This is a genomic window from Streptomyces sp. NBC_00316 (assembly GCF_036158715.1).
GTDB lineage: Bacteria > Actinomycetota > Actinomycetes > Streptomycetales > Streptomycetaceae > Streptomyces.
This window is the reverse complement of record NZ_CP108023.1, coordinates 5,552,955-5,568,959: the sequence shown is the minus strand read 5'-3', so window position 1 is coordinate 5,568,959 and position 16,005 is coordinate 5,552,955. Positions and strand designations below refer to the sequence as shown.

Annotated in this window: 13 protein-coding genes and 1 pseudogene; 2 read left to right on the top strand and 12 right to left on the bottom strand. The window is 71.1% G+C overall.

Features of this window, described 5'->3' with window-relative positions:
• Positions 1–217: 217 nt before the first annotated feature.
• Complete coding sequence (mycP, locus tag OG878_RS24760) at positions 218–1,597, bottom strand: type VII secretion-associated serine protease mycosin (RefSeq protein WP_328888800.1); 1,380 nt, start codon at positions 1,595–1,597, stop codon at positions 218–220.
• 778 nt (positions 1,598–2,375) lie between these two features.
• Here mycP and OG878_RS24755 point away from each other — a divergent pair.
• Positions 2,376–2,840: a hypothetical protein gene (locus OG878_RS24755; RefSeq protein ID WP_328888799.1), complete on the top strand. Its 465-nt coding sequence runs from the start codon at positions 2,376–2,378 to the stop codon at positions 2,838–2,840.
• A gap of 291 nt (positions 2,841–3,131) precedes the next feature.
• On the opposite strand, the gene OG878_RS24750 is transcribed toward OG878_RS24755, so the two are convergent.
• The 9 genes and pseudogenes from OG878_RS24750 to OG878_RS24710 all read right to left on the bottom strand — a co-directional run bounded on the left by OG878_RS24750 (position 3,132) and on the right by OG878_RS24710 (position 12,040).
• Positions 3,132–3,677 carry a hypothetical protein gene (locus tag OG878_RS24750; protein WP_328888798.1) on the bottom strand — a complete coding sequence of 182 codons (546 nt, stop codon included), beginning with the start codon at positions 3,675–3,677 and terminating at the stop codon, positions 3,132–3,134.
• Positions 3,678–3,775: 98 nt separating this feature from the next.
• Positions 3,776–6,115: a xanthine dehydrogenase family protein molybdopterin-binding subunit gene (locus OG878_RS24745; RefSeq protein ID WP_328888797.1), complete on the bottom strand. Its 2,340-nt coding sequence runs from the start codon at positions 6,113–6,115 to the stop codon at positions 3,776–3,778.
• Entirely contained in the window at positions 6,112–7,590 is a 1,479-nt protein-coding gene (locus OG878_RS24740) for a 2Fe-2S iron-sulfur cluster-binding protein (RefSeq protein ID WP_328888796.1), read from the bottom strand. Before OG878_RS24740 ends, OG878_RS24745 begins: the two co-directional genes overlap by 4 nt.
• Positions 7,587–8,483 carry an FAD binding domain-containing protein gene (locus OG878_RS24735; protein ID WP_277326454.1) on the bottom strand — a complete coding sequence of 299 codons (897 nt, stop codon included), beginning with the start codon at positions 8,481–8,483 and terminating at the stop codon, positions 7,587–7,589. Before OG878_RS24735 ends, OG878_RS24740 begins: the two co-directional genes overlap by 4 nt.
• Positions 8,484–8,779: 296 nt before the next feature.
• Positions 8,780–10,414 (bottom strand): beta-N-acetylhexosaminidase, encoded by a 1,635-nt coding sequence (locus OG878_RS24730; protein WP_328888795.1) that lies wholly within the window; start codon positions 10,412–10,414, stop codon positions 8,780–8,782.
• A gap of 4 nt (positions 10,415–10,418) precedes the next feature.
• Positions 10,419–10,508, bottom strand: a pseudogene (locus OG878_RS24725) (carbohydrate ABC transporter permease); the annotation flags it as partial.
• 42 nt (positions 10,509–10,550) lie between these two features.
• Complete coding sequence (locus OG878_RS24720) at positions 10,551–11,111, bottom strand: hypothetical protein (RefSeq protein WP_328888794.1); 561 nt, start codon at positions 11,109–11,111, stop codon at positions 10,551–10,553.
• Between the two features lie 45 nt (positions 11,112–11,156).
• Positions 11,157–11,450 carry a DUF3039 domain-containing protein gene (locus OG878_RS24715; protein WP_072484142.1) on the bottom strand — a complete coding sequence of 98 codons (294 nt, stop codon included), beginning with the start codon at positions 11,448–11,450 and terminating at the stop codon, positions 11,157–11,159.
• A 29-nt stretch (positions 11,451–11,479) separates the two neighbouring features.
• Positions 11,480–12,040 carry a YqgE/AlgH family protein gene (locus OG878_RS24710; RefSeq protein ID WP_277326456.1) on the bottom strand — a complete coding sequence of 187 codons (561 nt, stop codon included), beginning with the start codon at positions 12,038–12,040 and terminating at the stop codon, positions 11,480–11,482.
• Between the two features lie 276 nt (positions 12,041–12,316).
• On the opposite strand from OG878_RS24710, the gene murA reads away from it, so the two are divergent.
• Positions 12,317–13,657, top strand: a complete 1,341-nt coding sequence (murA, locus tag OG878_RS24705) for a UDP-N-acetylglucosamine 1-carboxyvinyltransferase (RefSeq protein ID WP_328888793.1) — start codon at positions 12,317–12,319, stop codon at positions 13,655–13,657.
• A gap of 247 nt (positions 13,658–13,904) precedes the next feature.
• Here the strand turns inward: murA and OG878_RS24700 are convergent, their stop codons facing one another.
• Positions 13,905–14,186: an HU family DNA-binding protein gene (locus tag OG878_RS24700; RefSeq protein ID WP_003968811.1), complete on the bottom strand. Its 282-nt coding sequence runs from the start codon at positions 14,184–14,186 to the stop codon at positions 13,905–13,907.
• A 343-nt stretch (positions 14,187–14,529) separates the two neighbouring features.
• Positions 14,530–15,963, bottom strand: coding sequence for an NAD-dependent malic enzyme (locus OG878_RS24695; protein WP_328888792.1), 1,434 nt, complete (start codon positions 15,961–15,963; stop codon positions 14,530–14,532).
• Positions 15,964–16,005 lie beyond the last annotated feature (42 nt).

Below are 16,005 nucleotides of genomic sequence, written 5' to 3'. Positions count from 1 at the left end.
GCCCATTCTGCATCGAACGTCACGAATTCCCCCGTACTCGGTTGTCCGGCCACCGGTTGGCCTCGGCCCCGCTTTCCCGTGTCGCCGCCCACGCTATCCAGATGGATTCATCCGCTGCGCGGCGAGGGGTGCCCCCGGGGAGCCCGGAAACGCTCCCCTCGCCGATCTCAGTCGGGCACCCGGGCGGGTTCATTGACGGCAGCACGCACATGCGAACTCACACGTTCGGCCCCTGCCCGGGAGTGCCTCCGTACGGCGAGTTGGGGCCGGGAGCGCCTGGCGGAGGACCATAAGCCGGATATGACGGCTGCTGCTGATACGAGTACGAGGGCCCATGGGGCTGCATCTCGGGCACTGCGGCCTTGCGGCGGCGGGAGCGGATGGTCAGGGCAGCAATTACCGCACCGACGATGGCCGCCGCGCCAACGCCCAGGCCGAGCCAAAGGGTGGTGCTGTGGGTGCCCTCCGCGGCTGCCGGGGTCATGGCAGCCGGCTTCTTCTCGCCGGCCGCGCCAGCGGATCCGGTCGGCTCCCTGGAAGCCTTCGCAGGCGGCGAGGCGGCCTCCGCGAGATCCGGGAGCGGGTACACGTCGGCCGGACCGGGGTCACCGGGGGTCTTCAACGCGATGCGTGGGCGGACGACGCCGTAACCGACGTAGTCGTTGCGCCTGGCCCCACTGGTCGGGCCACCGGCCGTGTTGAGCATGACCCGCAGGACCTGGTTGTTCGTCCAGTCCGGGTGCTTGGACCAGATGAGGGCGGCGGAGGCGGAGGCGAGGGCGGTGGCGTCGCTGGTGCCGTGGGACTCGCAGAATCCCGTTGCTCCACCGCAAGCGTGAATCATCTCGTCACCGGGTGCGGCGAGATCCACTTGCGGTCCGTACTCAGACTCTTCGGTCTTGTGCAGGTTTTTGCCAATGGCTCCCACCCCGACCACTCCGGGAGTGCCGGCCGGGTACTCGACCAGGTTCGCCGCATCTCCGCTGTTGCCGGCGGATGCGAAGATGAGCGCGCCCGTCTTCCATGCGTACTCGACGGCCGCTGTCAGCTCATCCGATCCGGTCGTAACACCCTGGGATATGTTGACGACCTTCGCCCCCTGGTCAACGGCATATCTGATAGCCCTGGAAGCGCTCTTGTGGAACGCTTGATCAGCGGCGGCCTGATTGGCGGCCTTGGCGCCGTCGGGTAGCCGTACGGGGAGTATCTTCGCCCTGGGCGCAAGCCCGAAGGCTCCGTTCCCTCCAGCTGCCCTGCCTGTTCCTGCAATCAGGCCGGCCATCCCTGTGCCATGGCCGCTGTAGTCATCGAACTCGTCCCCTGGAAGCCTGTGTTCGAGATTCAATCCCTTGAGCACTTGACCCACGAGGTCCGGATTTTTCGCATCCACCCCGGTATCGATGATGGCGACGGTAACCCCGTCACCCGTGCTCGTCTTCCACATCTCTTCGGCCTTCATCGCATCGAGATGCCACTGCTCGGAGCGTGCGGAACCTGCATGGGCAGGCACGGATGCGGCTCCGAGCAGCAGGACTCCCAACGCAGCCGAGACCGCAGTTCGAAAACGAGTGACGCCCGCATTGCCGCTGATACGCATCCGATTCTCCGCCGAATTCTTTGGTGTTCAGTCAATGACTGGAGGAACGACGCGTCGAGCTCCCTGCTGCCAGGTTTCCTCGTCTTCGGTGAGGTAGTCCGGTCGCTGCCCGCCTTCGCCGTCACGGGAATCACTGGGCCGCGATCCCGGAGAGACCCCGCCACGCCCCGTCGGGCCGGCGACACGGGCCCCCTCTGCCGACGCGGCGCCCCGTACCAGACCGGAGCCGCCAGGAGTGAACGGTCGCATGCTTGTGCGCCCCGACTGCTGGCCGCGACCGCCGACAACACCCCCGGGCTCCCCCGCCAGGCGGCGGCCGCCGATGATGCCGTTCTGACCGCCACCGGCGCCACCCACGCCCGCACCATGTCCCATCGATGCACGACCTCCCCGCATCCCCTCGCCGCCGGCCACAGTGCCCCGAGGCAGACCTCCCGCAGGACGCCCAGGACTCTGCGGAACAGGACGGCCGCCGACAATCCCACCTTCGGGCGACGGTCGGCCGACAATCCCGCTTCCCGGGCCGCGCCCCACCGGTGGCCGGACGGACGGGCGGGCGATGCCTGTCTGCCTGCCCAGGGTGTTGGCACCGGGTGAAGCCATCGGGCCACTCCCGAGCCCGGGCAGAGCCGGAACGGCGGGAGTCGGGCCGCCGTCTGCGCTGCCCCCGCCCGAAACACGGGGCGGGATCGTCGCCGGTGCCGACGGGGCATCAGTCAGTACGGCGGCTCCATCAATCGCCATGCCGACAGGCTGCGACGCGCCAGGTGTTCCCGAAGTGGTGGAGACGCCCGCACTGCCCGGCAGGGCAGTCACGTCGTTCGCTGAATCGACGCCCTGCCTCTCCGTACCCGCCCCGTATGCGGTGCCGGCAGTTACAGCTCCATTCCCGAAATCAGGCGTCGTTCCTTCGTTCCGGCTTCCGCGGCTCGGTGGAGCAATCGCCTCCGGCGGCGGCGGAAACACCGGCTTCTCCAGCGCGTTCATCTGCGAGGACGAGAACTCGTACGACTGCGCCAGCTTCCGCATCTCCCTGGCCGCCTCGTCGCGGTTCGCCTCGTTGGTGGCGATCAGCGTCTGCGCCGACTTCTTCGCCACCGCCGACGCGTCCGGGTCGTTGCGGGCAGCCAGGGCCGCGTCCAGGTCGGCCTGGGCGCCCGCGTGCGTACGTGGGATCGAGGCCTGGGCCGAGGCAATCGCGTCGGAGGCCCTCGCCAGCCACTTCGACGCGCCCTCGCTGTAATCACCCAGGCGCAGCGTCGAGTTGGCCAGATCTGCGCTCCAGGTACGGAACGCGTCGGCGCCCGCCCCCTTCCACTCGACCCACTGCGGGCGGACCTTCAGGTCCTCGGCGATCTTGCGGATCTCCGTCGCCGCACTCGCGAGGCGATCGGCTGCCCCCTGGATCTCCCCGCTCCTCGCCGCGTCCAGCCAGTGCAGCATCTGCTCATGGGACATGTCATCGAAGTTCGTGCCCACGCCGCTGTGTCTCCCTATCCCCGTCGTTCGCGTGCAGGGCACGTCGTCCTCGGCATCAGAGACCGTCCACGCCGGACGTGTCCGCCTGCCGATCCGCCGGCTTGCCCGCCTCCGCGGGCCGGTCGGTGCCCTGCTCCGCCCCGGCCTTCAGCGGGTCGTACTCGCCGCCGTAGTGTTCCTGCGCGTTGCTCTTGATCGCGAGCATGCGTTCGCGGATGTCCAGGTCAAGGTTCTCGTAGCCCTTGTGCGACGCGAGTACGGCGATGCCCATGCCCTCTATGGAGTCGGACAGTAGTTTGGAGAGTTGCTCCAGCTCCTTGATGACCGTCCTGTACGCACCGTGCAGTTCATCGGCCTCGTGCCACTCGCCCTGTGTACCGCCACCGAACTGAGGCCGCGTCACCCGGTCCTCGCCGAGCTTCCTGGAGTCGGCCGGTGATGCCTTGAGGTCGTCGAGGAGTTCGTCGATACGGTTGCGGAACTTCGTGAACGACGAGAGCTCGGTGACCAGGTCACCGACCGCGTCCTGCGCGAAGTCGACGGCCGACGCGAACGGCCATCCCGGCGTCGCCGTCGATCCCCCGGTGTCACTCGGCAGCACAGCGCCCTCCCCCGTATGCAACTGGCCACAGCCTTGCGGATCACTCTAGTCAGCAGCGGTGACAGCGCGCATCTTCGGGTTGCATGTGCAACGTTGAATCAGCCAGTGGTCGGGGCTGCCACCGCGGCCTGCGGCCGGATCGGGAGACGGTTTATCGGGCGGCCCGTTGCTGCGCGTACGGCCGAGGCCACCGCTGCGGGGGACGTCACCACCGGGACCGCCGAGGCCGGTTTGGCGCCGAAGGGGGCCACCACGTCTCGTTCCTCGACCAGTTTGACGATGCGAATCTCCGGCGCGTCCAGGGCCGTCGGAAGGGCGTAGCCGGTGAGGTCCGGGTGGCGGATCACGCCGCGGGCCGTGCGGAGGTTCTCGGTCAGGGCGGTGCCGATGCCCTGGGTGACGCCTGCTTCGATACGGGCCACCAGCTGGGACGGGTTGAGCACCCGGCCGACGTCCTGGGCGACGGCCATCTCCACCACGCGGATGGAGCCGAGTTCGATGTCGACGTCCACGACCGCGCGGACCGCGCAGAAGGCGAGGCCGACGAATGCGTCGCCCTGGCCGGACCCGTCGAGCGGCTCGGTGGGGTGGGGGCGGCACTGGGCGGTGGCCCAGAGTTCCTTGCCGTCCATCGCTTCGGTGACCGTGGTGGACAGCACCCCGTCGTACGAGGTGATCTTGCCGTTGGCGATCTGGAGCAGCTCCGTGGACATGCCGAACTTGTGGGCCAGCGGCTGGAGAAGCTGCGTACGGACCATCTTGGCGGCCCGTTCGACGGCACCTGCGGAGACCCAGGTGTGGCGGCCGTGTGTCGCGGGGCCGGCCGGTGGCTGGTCGGTGTCGACCGCGGCCACGTGGACCTCTTCGATGCCCAGCGTCTCCTGCACCACCTGGCGGGCCAGCGTCGAGAAACCCTGGCCGGTCTCGACCGCCGCGCAGATGACCGTGGCGACGCCGTCGTGGACCCTGACCGTGGCCGTGGAGACCTCGTCCGCGCCCTCGGCGCCGAGCATGTGGACCATGCCCAGCGCATAGCCGACGCCGCGGCGCACCGCGCCCGGTTCGCCCGCGCCCTCCGGACCGCCGGGCAGCAGCCAGTCGTCCTCCGGGGAGTCCTTGGGAAGGGCGGGAAGCGGGAAGTCCCGCACTTCGCGCAGGAGTTCCGCGACCGGGGCGGGACACGTCACCGTCTGGCCGGTGGGGAGGATGTCGCCGGTGGAGAGGGAGTTGCGCAGGCGCAGTTCGGCCGGGTCGATGCCCAGCTTCGCCGCCAGTTTGTCCATCTGGCCCTCGTACGCGGCGCAGACCTGCATCGCGCCCTCGCCGCGCACATGGCCGGACGGCGGGTTGTTCGTACGGACCGCCCAGCCCTCGATGAAGGCGTGCGGGACCACGTACGGGCCGCAGGCGAAGGCCACCGCGGCGGCCAGGGACTCGGACGAGGCGTCGGCGTACGCGCCCGCGTCGAGCAGGATCTGGGCCTCGACCTTGACCAGCCGGCCCTCCGCGTCCGCGTGGTGGCGGTAGCGGAGCAGCGTCGGGTGGCGGTGGGCGTGGCCGAGGAAGGACTCCTCGCGTGTGGCGGCCAGTTTGACCGGGCAGCCGGTGCGCAGGGCGAGCAGGCCGAGCGGCAGCTGGAAGCCGGGGTCCTCGCGGTCCCCGGTCGCGCCGGGGACACCGGTGACGACGATCTTCACCCGGTCGGGTTCCAGGCCGAAGCAGGCCGCGGCGAGGTCGCGGTCGGTGTGCGGGTCGGTGGAAGCGGTGTAGATCTCCACGCCGCCGTCGGGACGGGGGACGGCGAGTCCGGCCTCCGCTCCGATCGGAGCCGGGTCCTGGCGGCCGATCCGGTACAGCCCGTCGACGATGACCTCACCGGTGATGTCCGGGTCGCCGTAGCGCAGCGGGATGTGGCGGATCAGGTTGCCGTCCGGGTGCAGGGGTTCGGCCTCGAAGGCCTTCTCCGGGTCGGTGACCGGTTCGAGGATCTCGTACTCGACGACGATCGCCGCCGCGGCGAGGCGGGCCGTGTCGGGGTGGTCGGCGGCGACTGCGGCGATCGGTTCACCGTGGTGGCGGACCAGGTCGGACGCGAAGACCGGGCGGTCGACGACGCGGCGGCCGTACGCACCGTCCCCGGGGACGTCCTCGTGCGTGACGACCGCGCGCACGCCCGGCATCTCGGCCGCGGCGGTGGTGTCGATGGACAGGATGCGGGCGTGCGGGTGCGGGGAACGCAGCACGGCCGCCCACAGCAGTCCCTCGGCCCAGAGGTCGGCCGCGTACGGGAAGGTGCCCTCGGTCTTGGCACGGGCGTCGGCGGGCGGCAGCGACGCGCCGAGGCCGAACACGGGCGGCTCGGTGTCGGGGCCGTCGACCGGCGGGGTGGTGAGTGCCGTGCGGGTCGCGTTGGCCGCGGTGGCTGCGTCGTTGCTCACGCCATGCCTCCGTCCTGCAGATGTGGCTGGACACTACCGGCACCCGGGGCTGCCTGGTGCGGGATGCGGGCCTCCTCGGCATGCGCCTCCCCGGACGGGGAGGCGGGGCCCGGCACCGCGGCCGCTTCGGAGCCGGCCTCGCGGCTCGCGACGACCTCGTTGACGGCGTCGAGCACGCCCCGGTAGCCGGAGCAGCGGCAGAGGTTGCCGCAGAGCGCCTGGCGGGTCTCAAGCTCGCTCGGCGCGTGGTTGCCCTCCAGCAGGTCATGGACCGTCATGGCCATGCCGGGGATGCAGAAACCGCACTGGACGGCGCCGCACTTGGCCAGCGCCCGCTGGACGTCGGACGGCTCGCCGTCGACGGCCAGGCCCTCGACCGTTCGGACCTCGCTGCCCGCCGCCGTGGCCGCGGGGACAAGGCAGGAGGCGACGAGCCGGCCGTCGACCTGGACGTTGCAGGCGCCGCACTCGCCCTGCGAACAGCCGTCCTTGGCACCGGCGAGGCCGAGGCGCTCACGGAGCACGTAGAGCAGCGACTCGCCGATCCAGGCATCGGTGACGGGGCGGTCGGCGCCGTTCACATGCAGGACGTAGGAGGCGGCGGGATGGTCACTGGCCGTGTCGAGGGGCGCGGCCAGGGGCGGCGTGTCGGGACCGGAGCCGTCCAGGGGGGCGGTGTCCTGGGACGCCGGGTCGGCCGGGGCTCCGTCCGGGGTCCCGTCCGCGGACGGGGTCATGGCGGCGGGGACGTCGGCGTGCGTCCCGGCGTCGGGGGCGGTGACCGGTGCGGGGTCCGCGGCCGCGTCCTGCTGCACGTCGACGCGCGTGGACTCGGCGGCCGAGCCCTGGGTGATGTCCGCACCGGGCGCCGGAGTCCCCGCAGCCGGCTCGGCGACCGGCTGAGGCTCCGGCTGCGCGGCCCACGGCGCGGGCGCGCCGCCCGGCAGCGTGGCCGGCGGGGTCCGGTCTCCGTACCACTCGGAGGCCAGGGCCGACGTCGCGAACTCGCCGGACTCCTCCGGAAGGTCGCCTTCCGCGACCGGGATCGTCCACTGACCGGTGTGGCCCGGGTTCTCGGCGGCCGCCGCCTCGGGGAAGTGCCACTGGCCCGTGGCGGCACCTGTCTCCCCCTGCTGCGGGTACGTGTGCTGCTGCTGGTTCGGCTCCGGCCAGTGCACGGCGTCCGGCGCCTGCTGCTCCGCGGCGGGCTCCTGGCGGCTCGGCGTCTGGACGATCCAGCTGCCCGTCGCCGCCGGGTCGAGCCCGGCCGCAGGGGTCAGCGGCAGGATCATCGGCGGTACGTAGCCCTGGCCGGGGGCGGCCAGCGGGATGTTCGCCAGGTCCTCCGGCGGCAGCTGGACGAAGGCGGTCGCCTCGGCGTCGTACTCGCCGCCCTGCGGGGTCGGCTGCCAGCCACCGTGCTGCCCGGAGTGGTCCTCGTTGCCTTCGTTGCTGTTGGTGTTGCGGTTGCTCACGACAGTGCCCTCCCCAGCGCGCGTCGGGCGAGCGCGGCGACCGTGCGCCGCAGATGGAGTACGGCGGCGGGCAGCGGTGGCGCCTCGCCCCCGTCGGCGGGCGGTGCCTGGTCCGGAATGCACGCAGCGGCGACGTACTCGCCGAATGCGGCCAGTGCGTCGGGCGCCAGGCCCCGCTCGCCGTCCCAGTCGATCAGCGAGGCGATCCAGCGCTCGGCCTCCAGCGGGCGCAGCGGCATCGGCGCGATGGCGCCGACCGCGCAGCGCACCCCGCGCCGGGCCGGGTCGAGGACGATCGCGACGGACGCGGTGGCACGGCCGGGGCCGGTGCGGCCGGTCGCCTTCAGGAAAACCTGGGGGGCGTGCAGCAGCGGCACGCGGACGAAGCCGATCAGCTCCGCGGGTTCGAGCATCTCGCGGCCGGCCAGCAGGTGCGAGACGGGGATCTCCCGGCGGGCGCCGCCAGGGCCCGCGATGACGAGCTCGGCCTCCAGGGCGGCGAGCACCGGCAGGCAGTCGCCGGTCGGGGCGGCGGTGACGATGTTGCCGCCGAGCGTTCCGGCGTTACGGATCTGGGGCGGGCCGGCGGCGCGCGCGGACGCGGCCAGGGCGGGGATCAGGGCAGCGAAGTCGGGCCTGCCCATGCGTGCGTGGGTGAGTCCGGTGCCGAGCAGGGCGTGGCCGTCCTGGTAGTGCCAGCCGCGCAGCTCGCTGATCCGGCCGAGGCCGACCAGTCCGGAGGGGCGCAGCTGCCCCTTGTTGACGGCCGACATCAGGTCCGTGCCACCGGCCACGGGGACGGCGGCGGGCATGGCGCCGAGTGCCGCCACGGCCTCGTCGAGCGAGGCGGGCAGCGTCACGTACTGCGTCGCCTGCGGTGCGTGCGTGGTCAACCCAGCTGCCCCTTCCCGGTGTCCCGGCGTCCCGCTTGTTTCGCCGTACGGTACGTGCTCAAAGCCCGGACGTGGCAACTCTGGCACATCTTCCGATCGGACCGACGCGAGGGTCCGCGAAGGGTGCATCCGTCCTTGTTCTGGTGGATGCTCCCGTTTTCGCACCTCTTCGGCGCAGAGTGCGCATTGCCACGCTTCAGCGACTCCTGTACGACTTGTTCCGTTCGTGCGGTGAGCGCTCACCGGCCACCACGGTCCCAGGAACCGCGGCGGCCGGCCTCCCACTGCGGCCGGGCTCACACGTTCGGGGGCGCTCCCTCGATCGGGCGTCCGAGGATCCCGGGGCGGCGCTGCCACGGCAGGGGACCGCCCTGCGGCCGGTACTCGACGCCGAGTGCGTCGAGCCGGGCGTAGTGCGCGGTCATCCGGCGCTCGAAGTCGGCGAAGTCACGGTCGTCGGGGGCGGGCAGGGCGGACCAGGCGACTTCGGCGAAGGCCGCGAGCCTCGGGAAGACCTGGTAGTCGACGCGGGACCGGTTCTGCATGACCTCGGTCCACACGTTGGCCTGGGTGCCGAGTATGTGACGGGCCGCCTCCTCGGTCAGGCCCGGCGGTACGGGCTCGAAGCGGAAGACGTCCTCCAGGGTGCGGACGTACGCGATGGGCATCGGTTCGTCGGGGCCGCCGCCCTGGCGGTAGTCCAGATACACATGCTGCTCCGGGCACATCACGACGTCGTGCCCGGCCTCGGCCGCGGCGATGCCACCCGCGTACCCCCTCCAGGAGGAGACGGCGGCACCGTCGGCGAGCCCGCCTTCGAGGATCTCGTCCCAGCCGATGAGGCGGCGGCCGCGGGCGGTGAGCCAGGTGTCGAAGTGCCGGATGAACCAGGACTGCAGCTCGTCCTCGTCGGCCAGGCCGAGTTCGGCGATCCGGGTCTGGGCGGTCGCCGACTGCTTCCACTGGTCCTTGAGGCACTCGTCGCCGCCGATGTGGATGAACGGCGAGGTGGCGGCCGGGAAGAGGTCGAGGAGCTCCTCGAAGACGCCCTCGTAGAAGCGCAGGGTGCTGTCGGTGGGGGCCAGTACGTTCGGGCTGACGCCCCAGGTGTCCCAGACGGAGAGGGTGGTCGTGTCGATGACGTCGGTGTTGCCCAGTTCCGGGTACGCGCTGATGGCGGCCTGCGAGTGGCCCGGGATGTCGATCTCGGGGACGACACGGATATGCCGCTCGGCGGCGTACGCGACGATCTCGCGGATGTCGTCCTGCGTGTAGTAACCGCCGTACGGGGTCTCGTCCCACACCTCGGAGGCCCGGTGCCCGATCTTGGTACGGGTACGCCAGGAGCCGACCTCGGTGAGCTTCGGGTAGCGCTTGATCTCGATGCGCCAGCCCTGGTCGTCGGTGAGATGGAAGTGGAAGACGTTCAGCTTGTGGGCGGCGATGAGGTCGAGGTAGCGCAGGACGTCGTCCTTGGGCAGGAAGTGCCGGGAGACGTCGAGCATCATGCCGCGCCAGGAGAAGCGGGGACGGTCCTCGATGTCCGTGAACTCGAGGCGCACGGCAGCACCACTGGAGACGGGCGCCCGGCGGAAGGCATCCGGGCCCAGGAGCTGACGGAGGGTCTGGGCACCCCAGAACACTCCGGCGGCGCTTCCGCCGGTGATCTCGATGCTCCGGCCGTCCCCGGTGGACAGCCGGTAGCCCTCGGGTTCCAGGGCCGGATCGATGCACAGCCGGACGGTGTTGTCCGTGCCCTCGGCACCCGGTGCGAGCGACAGGCCGAAGGCGGCACCGATCGTGGCGCGGAGCCAGCGTTCGGTGGACTCGGTGCCGGCCTGCGCGGTGATGGTCGTGGCCCGGTCCATCAGGAAGCCGCACCGCGCCCGGTCGCCGACGCTCACCGGTGCCGGGATCAGTTCCATGTCCATGACGTCAGTCCTTAACCGCTCCGCCCGGCCCCGAGACCACGCGTCGCTGTACGAGTACGAAGAAGACCAGCAAGGGGATGGCCATCATCGTCGAGGGTATTTCGCGGTGCGTCGACCGGACCGGGGATCCCGGACGTCATGGGGTCCGCCGGGCCGCAGCGATGGCGGGGTGAGCGGCGCGCGGCGGAGAACCACGCCGGGTGGGGCGGAGGTTCGGCACATCGCTGCCGTGGCTGCCTGCGCGTTCCGCGGCGCCGGCGCCGTGACGGGTGCGGCTCCGCCGGTGCCCCGGCCTCGTCCCGCGCTGCGAACTACGCGCTCGCATCGGCGAGTCCACCGTCCTCACGGAGCCGATCGCGCCCGTGGCGTACCCGATGAGGTCCGGGGCGCTCCTGGGGTCATGGAGGGCGGCCTCGACGCGACGGGCGCGGGTGCGGACGGGGCTGTGCTCGGTCTCCGCCTTCGCACCCTCGTGGGTCTTCTCGATGCCGGTCACCACCGCGTCGGCCGCCTGCTCCTCGGGTCTGTCGCCGACCTCCCGGAACCGCCGGCCGCGCAGCGTCCCGGTCCTCTCGTCCCCCTCGGCGCCGGCGCCGGGAGTCCGCGGCGCGCAGGCGGGGCGGTCGGACCTGCCCGCACGAAGGCCGCGGCCGGGGCGGCCGGGCGAACCCGCGAAAAGGCCCCCGGGTGCGCGCACCAGCGCGCCTCCCGGGGGCCTCGGCCCGAACGGTGTGGGGACGGACTACTTCTTGTCCTTGCCGCCCTTGCCCTTGTCCTTGTCGCCACCGGCGCCCATGGACTCGTAGATCTCCTTGCACATGGGGCAGACCGGATACTTCTTGGGGTCGCGCCCCGGTACCCAGACCTTCCCGCACAGTGCGACCACGGGGGTGCCCTCCAGGGCACTCGCCATGATCTTGTCCTTCTGGACGTAATGGGCGTAGCGCTCGTGGTCGCCGTCGCCGTTCGACACCTGGGGTGTCGGCTCTACGAGGGTCCCCGTACCTGCCCCGCGCTCGGGCTCAAGAGTGCTCATAACAGCCAGGGTACTGAAAGCTCCCGCCTTCAGTTGAGCGAAGGGTCGTCCGGATAGGTGGCGATCATGGCAAGCTCACTGCGCTGGCGGCGCAGGACCGCCCGCCACAGCTGTTCCGGACGCGGCGAGGAGACGTCCCCGGGCTCCGACTCCACCACGTACCAGGCTCCCTCGGTCAGCTCCGTCTCCAGCTGTCCGGGACCCCAGCCCGCGTAGCCGGCGAAGATCCGCAGCGAGCCGAGTGCCGCGGCCAGCAGCTCCGGCGGCGCCTCCAGGTCCACGAGGCCGATCGCCCCGTACACCCGGCGCCAGCCGAGCGGCCCCTCGTCGCCGGGGATCACCGCGACGCCGAGCGCCGAGTCGAGCGAGACCGGACCACCCTGGAAGACGACATCCGGTTCGCCGGTCAGGCCGGCCCAGGACGCGAGGATGTCACCGACGCCGACCGGCGTCGGACGGTTCAGGACCACACCGAGCGAGCCCTCCTCGTCATGGTCGAGGAGCAGCACCACCGCGCGGTCGAAATTCGGGTCCGCGAGGGCGGGTGTGGCGACGAGCAGTCGCCCTGTGAGCGAGGACACCTCGGTCATGGCAGAAATGATCCCGCATCTTCGCCCTTCGCGGGAACCAAGTGGCGCGCAAGGCGCCCGGCGGAGCCCGAGCGCAGCTCAGGGCGCACCGGTGCGTGGGGAGCGCACGACCGGAAAGCGTTTGCGGACGGTGACCCTCCGCAAGGCCCGGCGAGCAGAGCGTGTTGTGGCGGATTCATGACGTTCGCACACCCCCCGTAGCCTTATGGAAGGGGGGTACATGCCCATTACCCTTTCGGTTGGCCCCCTGCCCGACCACTCCGGAACGCGAGATTCATGACCGGCACAGACGATGTCCTGCTTGTCCACGGCGGAACCCCGCTGGAGGGCGAGATCCGCGTCCGAGGCGCCAAGAACCTGGTGCCGAAGGCAATGGTCGCCGCGCTGCTCGGCAGCGGGCCCAGCCGGCTGCGCAATGTGCCCGACATCCGGGATGTGCGGGTCGTGCGAGGGCTGCTGCAGCTGCACGGTGTGACGGTCCGCCCCGGTGACGAACCGGGCGAGCTGATCCTCGACCCCACCCACGTCGAGAGCGCGAACGTCGCCGACATCGACGCCCACGCGGGCTCGTCGCGCATTCCGATCCTCTTCTGCGGCCCGCTGCTGCACCGGCTGGGCCACGCCTTCATTCCGGGGCTCGGCGGCTGTGACATCGGCGGACGGCCGATCGACTTCCACTTCGACGTGCTGCGGCAGTTCGGCGCGACGATCGAGAAGCGGGCCGACGGCCAGTACCTGGAGGCCCCGCAGCGGCTGCGCGGCACGAAGATCCGGCTGCCGTACCCGTCGGTGGGCTCCACCGAGCAGGTGCTGCTGACGGCGGTGCTCGCCGAGGGTGTCACCGAGCTGTCCAACGCGGCCGTGGAGCCGGAGATCGAGGACCTCATCTGCGTACTGCAGAAGATGGGCGCGATCATCTCGATGGACACCGACCGGACGATCCGGATCACCGGCGTCGACCGGCTCGACGGCTACACGCACCGGGCGATCCCGGACCGTCTCGAGGCGGCCTCCTGGGCGTCCGCGGCGCTGGCGACCGAGGGCAACATCTACGTGCGCGGCGCACAGCAGCGCTCGATGATGACGTTCCTGAACACGTTCCGCCGGGTCGGCGGCGCCTTCGAGATCGACGACGAGGGCATCCGCTTCTGGCACCCGGGCGGCGCGCTGAACGCCATCGCCCTGGAGACGGACGTGCACCCGGGCTTCCAGACCGACTGGCAGCAGCCGCTGGTGGTGGCGCTGACGCAGGCCGCGGGCCTGTCCATCGTCCACGAGACGGTGTACGAGTCCCGGCTCGGCTTCACGTCCGCGCTCAATCAGATGGGTGCGCACATCCAGCTCTACCGCGAGTGCCTGGGCGGCTCCGACTGCCGCTTCGGCCAGCGGAACTTCCTGCACTCGGCGGTCGTGTCCGGGCCGACGAAGCTGCAGGGCGCGGATCTGGTCATCCCGGACCTTCGCGGCGGGTTCTCGTACCTGATCGCCGCCCTGGCGGCGCAGGGCACGTCCCGGGTGCACGGCATCGACCTGATCAACCGCGGCTACGAGAACTTCATGGACAAACTGGAGAAGCTCGGCGCGAAGGTGGAACTTCCGGGCGGCGCACTGGTCTGAGGGCGGGTGCCCGAAGGGCGAAGGCCGAGGCGGGGGTTCGGGGGCACTGCTCCCGGGCCCCCGCTCTTCCGTCTCCGAGGGGCTCTCGCTCGAAGGAGAGGCCCCCGGGGGCCCGGCGCGCGGGGGGACAGGCACCCGGACGGTCCCACCGGGCCCGGCAACGGCCTCTCAGCGGGCCTCTGCGGCCGGTACGCCGAAGGGCGGTCACCCTGGTCGGGGTGACCGCCCTCCGTCGTGCCTACGGGGCTTACTTGCCCTTGGCGGCTTCCTTGAGCTTCGAGCCCGCGGAGACCTTCACGCTGTAGCCGGCCGGGATGTTGATCGGGTCGCCGGTCTGCGGGTTACGAGCGGTGCGAGCGGCACGGTGGGTCCGCTCGAAGGTCAGAAAGCCGGGGATGGTGACCTTCTCGTCGCCCTTGGCGACGATCTCACCGACGGTCTCGGCGAGCGCGGCCAGCACGGCGTCGGCGTCCTTGCGGGTCACCTCGGCGCGGTCGGCCAGGGCGGCCACCAGCTCACTGCGGTTCATGTTGTTACTCCCGTGTTCTTCTTGCCTGTGAGGCGTGAGATCGAAGCCGATGCTGCCAGGGCCCTCGGACAGTCCCCGGACCCGGGTCTGACGTCAGACCCTCGCGCCCGAATATGCATCCTGCCCCCACCTGCGGCGGGAAAGCCAATCCGGCCCCTCCGGAGTCACACGAAAGCCGCCACTGCCTCGTCGTGGTGACGTCCCGTCGACTCCTTGAAGCGGCCCGCAGCAGGTACTGGAGCGGCCCGCGGAGGTCCACAGCGGGTGCGGGGTCCTGCGGGGCTCGCTGCCCGCCCACCCTAAAGGGGGGTTTGGGGCCCCGCGACCCGCGACGCGCCGTGGTTCAGGCCAACGTGGGGCCCGTCACAGCGCCCCCGACGGTCCTCGCGGCCGCGCGGACGGCACCGGCGACCGCACCCGCGACCTTGTCGTTGAAGACCGACGGGATGATGTAGTTCGGGTTCAGCTCGTCCTCGGCGACCGTCTCGGCGAGGGCGCCGGCCGCGGCGAGCATCATCTCCGTGTTGACGGTGCGGGACTGTGCGTCCAGCAGACCGCGGAAGACACCCGGGAAGACCAGCACGTTGTTGATCTGGTTCGGGAAGTCGGAGCGGCCGGTCGCGACAACTGCCGCGGTCTGGCGGGCGATTGCCGGGTCCACCTCGGGGTCCGGGTTCGCGAGCGCGAACACGATCGCACCGTCCGCCATCGCCGCGACGTCGTTGCCGTCCAGCACGTTCGGCGCGGAGACACCGATGAAGACGTCGGCACCGACGACGGCCTCCTTGAGGCTGCCGGTCATCGACTCCGGGTTGGTGTTGTCGGCGATCCAGCGCAGCGGCGAGTCGGGGTCCGCGGCGACCAGGTCCTCGCGGCCGGCGTGCACCACACCGTGGATGTCGGCGACGACGGCGTGCTTGACGCCCGCGGCGATGAGCAGCTTCAGGATGGCCGTACCGGCCGCTCCGGCGCCGGACATGACGACGCGTACGTCGCCAATTCCCTTGCCCACCACGCGCAGTGCGTTGGTCAGGGCGGCCAGCACGACGATGGCGGTGCCGTGCTGGTCGTCGTGGAAGACGGGGATGTCGAGGGCCTCGCGCAGCCGTGCCTCGATCTCGAAGCAGCGGGGTGCGGAGATGTCCTCCAGGTTGATGCCCGCGAAGCCGGGGGCGATCGCCTTGACGATCTCGACGATCGCGTCGGTGTCCTGGGTGTCCAGGCAGATCGGCCAGGCGTCGATGCCGGCGAACCGCTTGAAGAGGGCCGCCTTGCCCTCCATCACCGGCAGGGCCGCCATCGGGCCGATGTTGCCGAGGCCGAGCACCGCGGAGCCGTCCGTCACAACTGCGACGGAATTGCGCTTGATGGTGAGGCGGCGGGCGTCCTCGGGATTCTCGGCGATCGCCATGCAGACCCGGGCCACACCGGGGGTGTAGATCATCGAGAGGTCGTCACGGTTGCGGATGGGATGCTTGGACGCCATCTCGATCTTGCCGCCGAGGTGCATCAGGAACGTACGGTCGGAGACCTTGCCGAGCACGACACCCTCGATGTCGCGCAGGCCTTCGACGATCTCGTCGGCGTGCGCGGTGGAGGAGGCGGCGATGGTCACGTCGATCCGCAGCTTCTCGTGACCGGAGGCGGTCACGTCGAGGCCGGTGACCGAACCGCCGGAGGACTCCACGGCCGTGGTCAGCTGGGAGACCGCTGTGCCGCTCGCGGGCACCTCCAGCCGGACCGTCATCGAGTACGAGACGCTGGGCGCCGTTGCCATGGCCGAGTCCTTCGCTTTCCCTAGCTTCATTGCTGCGCGCGG

What these genes read in the sequence shown, in the direction of transcription:
- mycP (WP_328888800.1), bottom strand. Translation starts at nt 1,597, where the DNA reads ATGCGTATCAGCGGCAATGCGGGCGTCACTCGTTTTCGAACTGCGGTC.
- OG878_RS24730 (WP_328888795.1), bottom strand. Translation starts at nt 10,414, where the DNA reads ATGGACATGGAACTGATCCCGGCACCGGTGAGCGTCGGCGACCGGGCG.
- OG878_RS24715 (WP_072484142.1), bottom strand. Translation starts at nt 11,450, where the DNA reads ATGAGCACTCTTGAGCCCGAGCGCGGGGCAGGTACGGGGACCCTCGTA.
- OG878_RS24710 (WP_277326456.1), bottom strand. Translation starts at nt 12,040, where the DNA reads ATGACCGAGGTGTCCTCGCTCACAGGGCGACTGCTCGTCGCCACACCC.
- murA (WP_328888793.1), top strand. Translation starts at nt 12,317, where the DNA reads ATGACCGGCACAGACGATGTCCTGCTTGTCCACGGCGGAACCCCGCTG.
- OG878_RS24700 (WP_003968811.1), bottom strand. Translation starts at nt 14,186, where the DNA reads ATGAACCGCAGTGAGCTGGTGGCCGCCCTGGCCGACCGCGCCGAGGTG.
- OG878_RS24695 (WP_328888792.1), bottom strand. Translation starts at nt 15,963, where the DNA reads ATGGCAACGGCGCCCAGCGTCTCGTACTCGATGACGGTCCGGCTGGAG.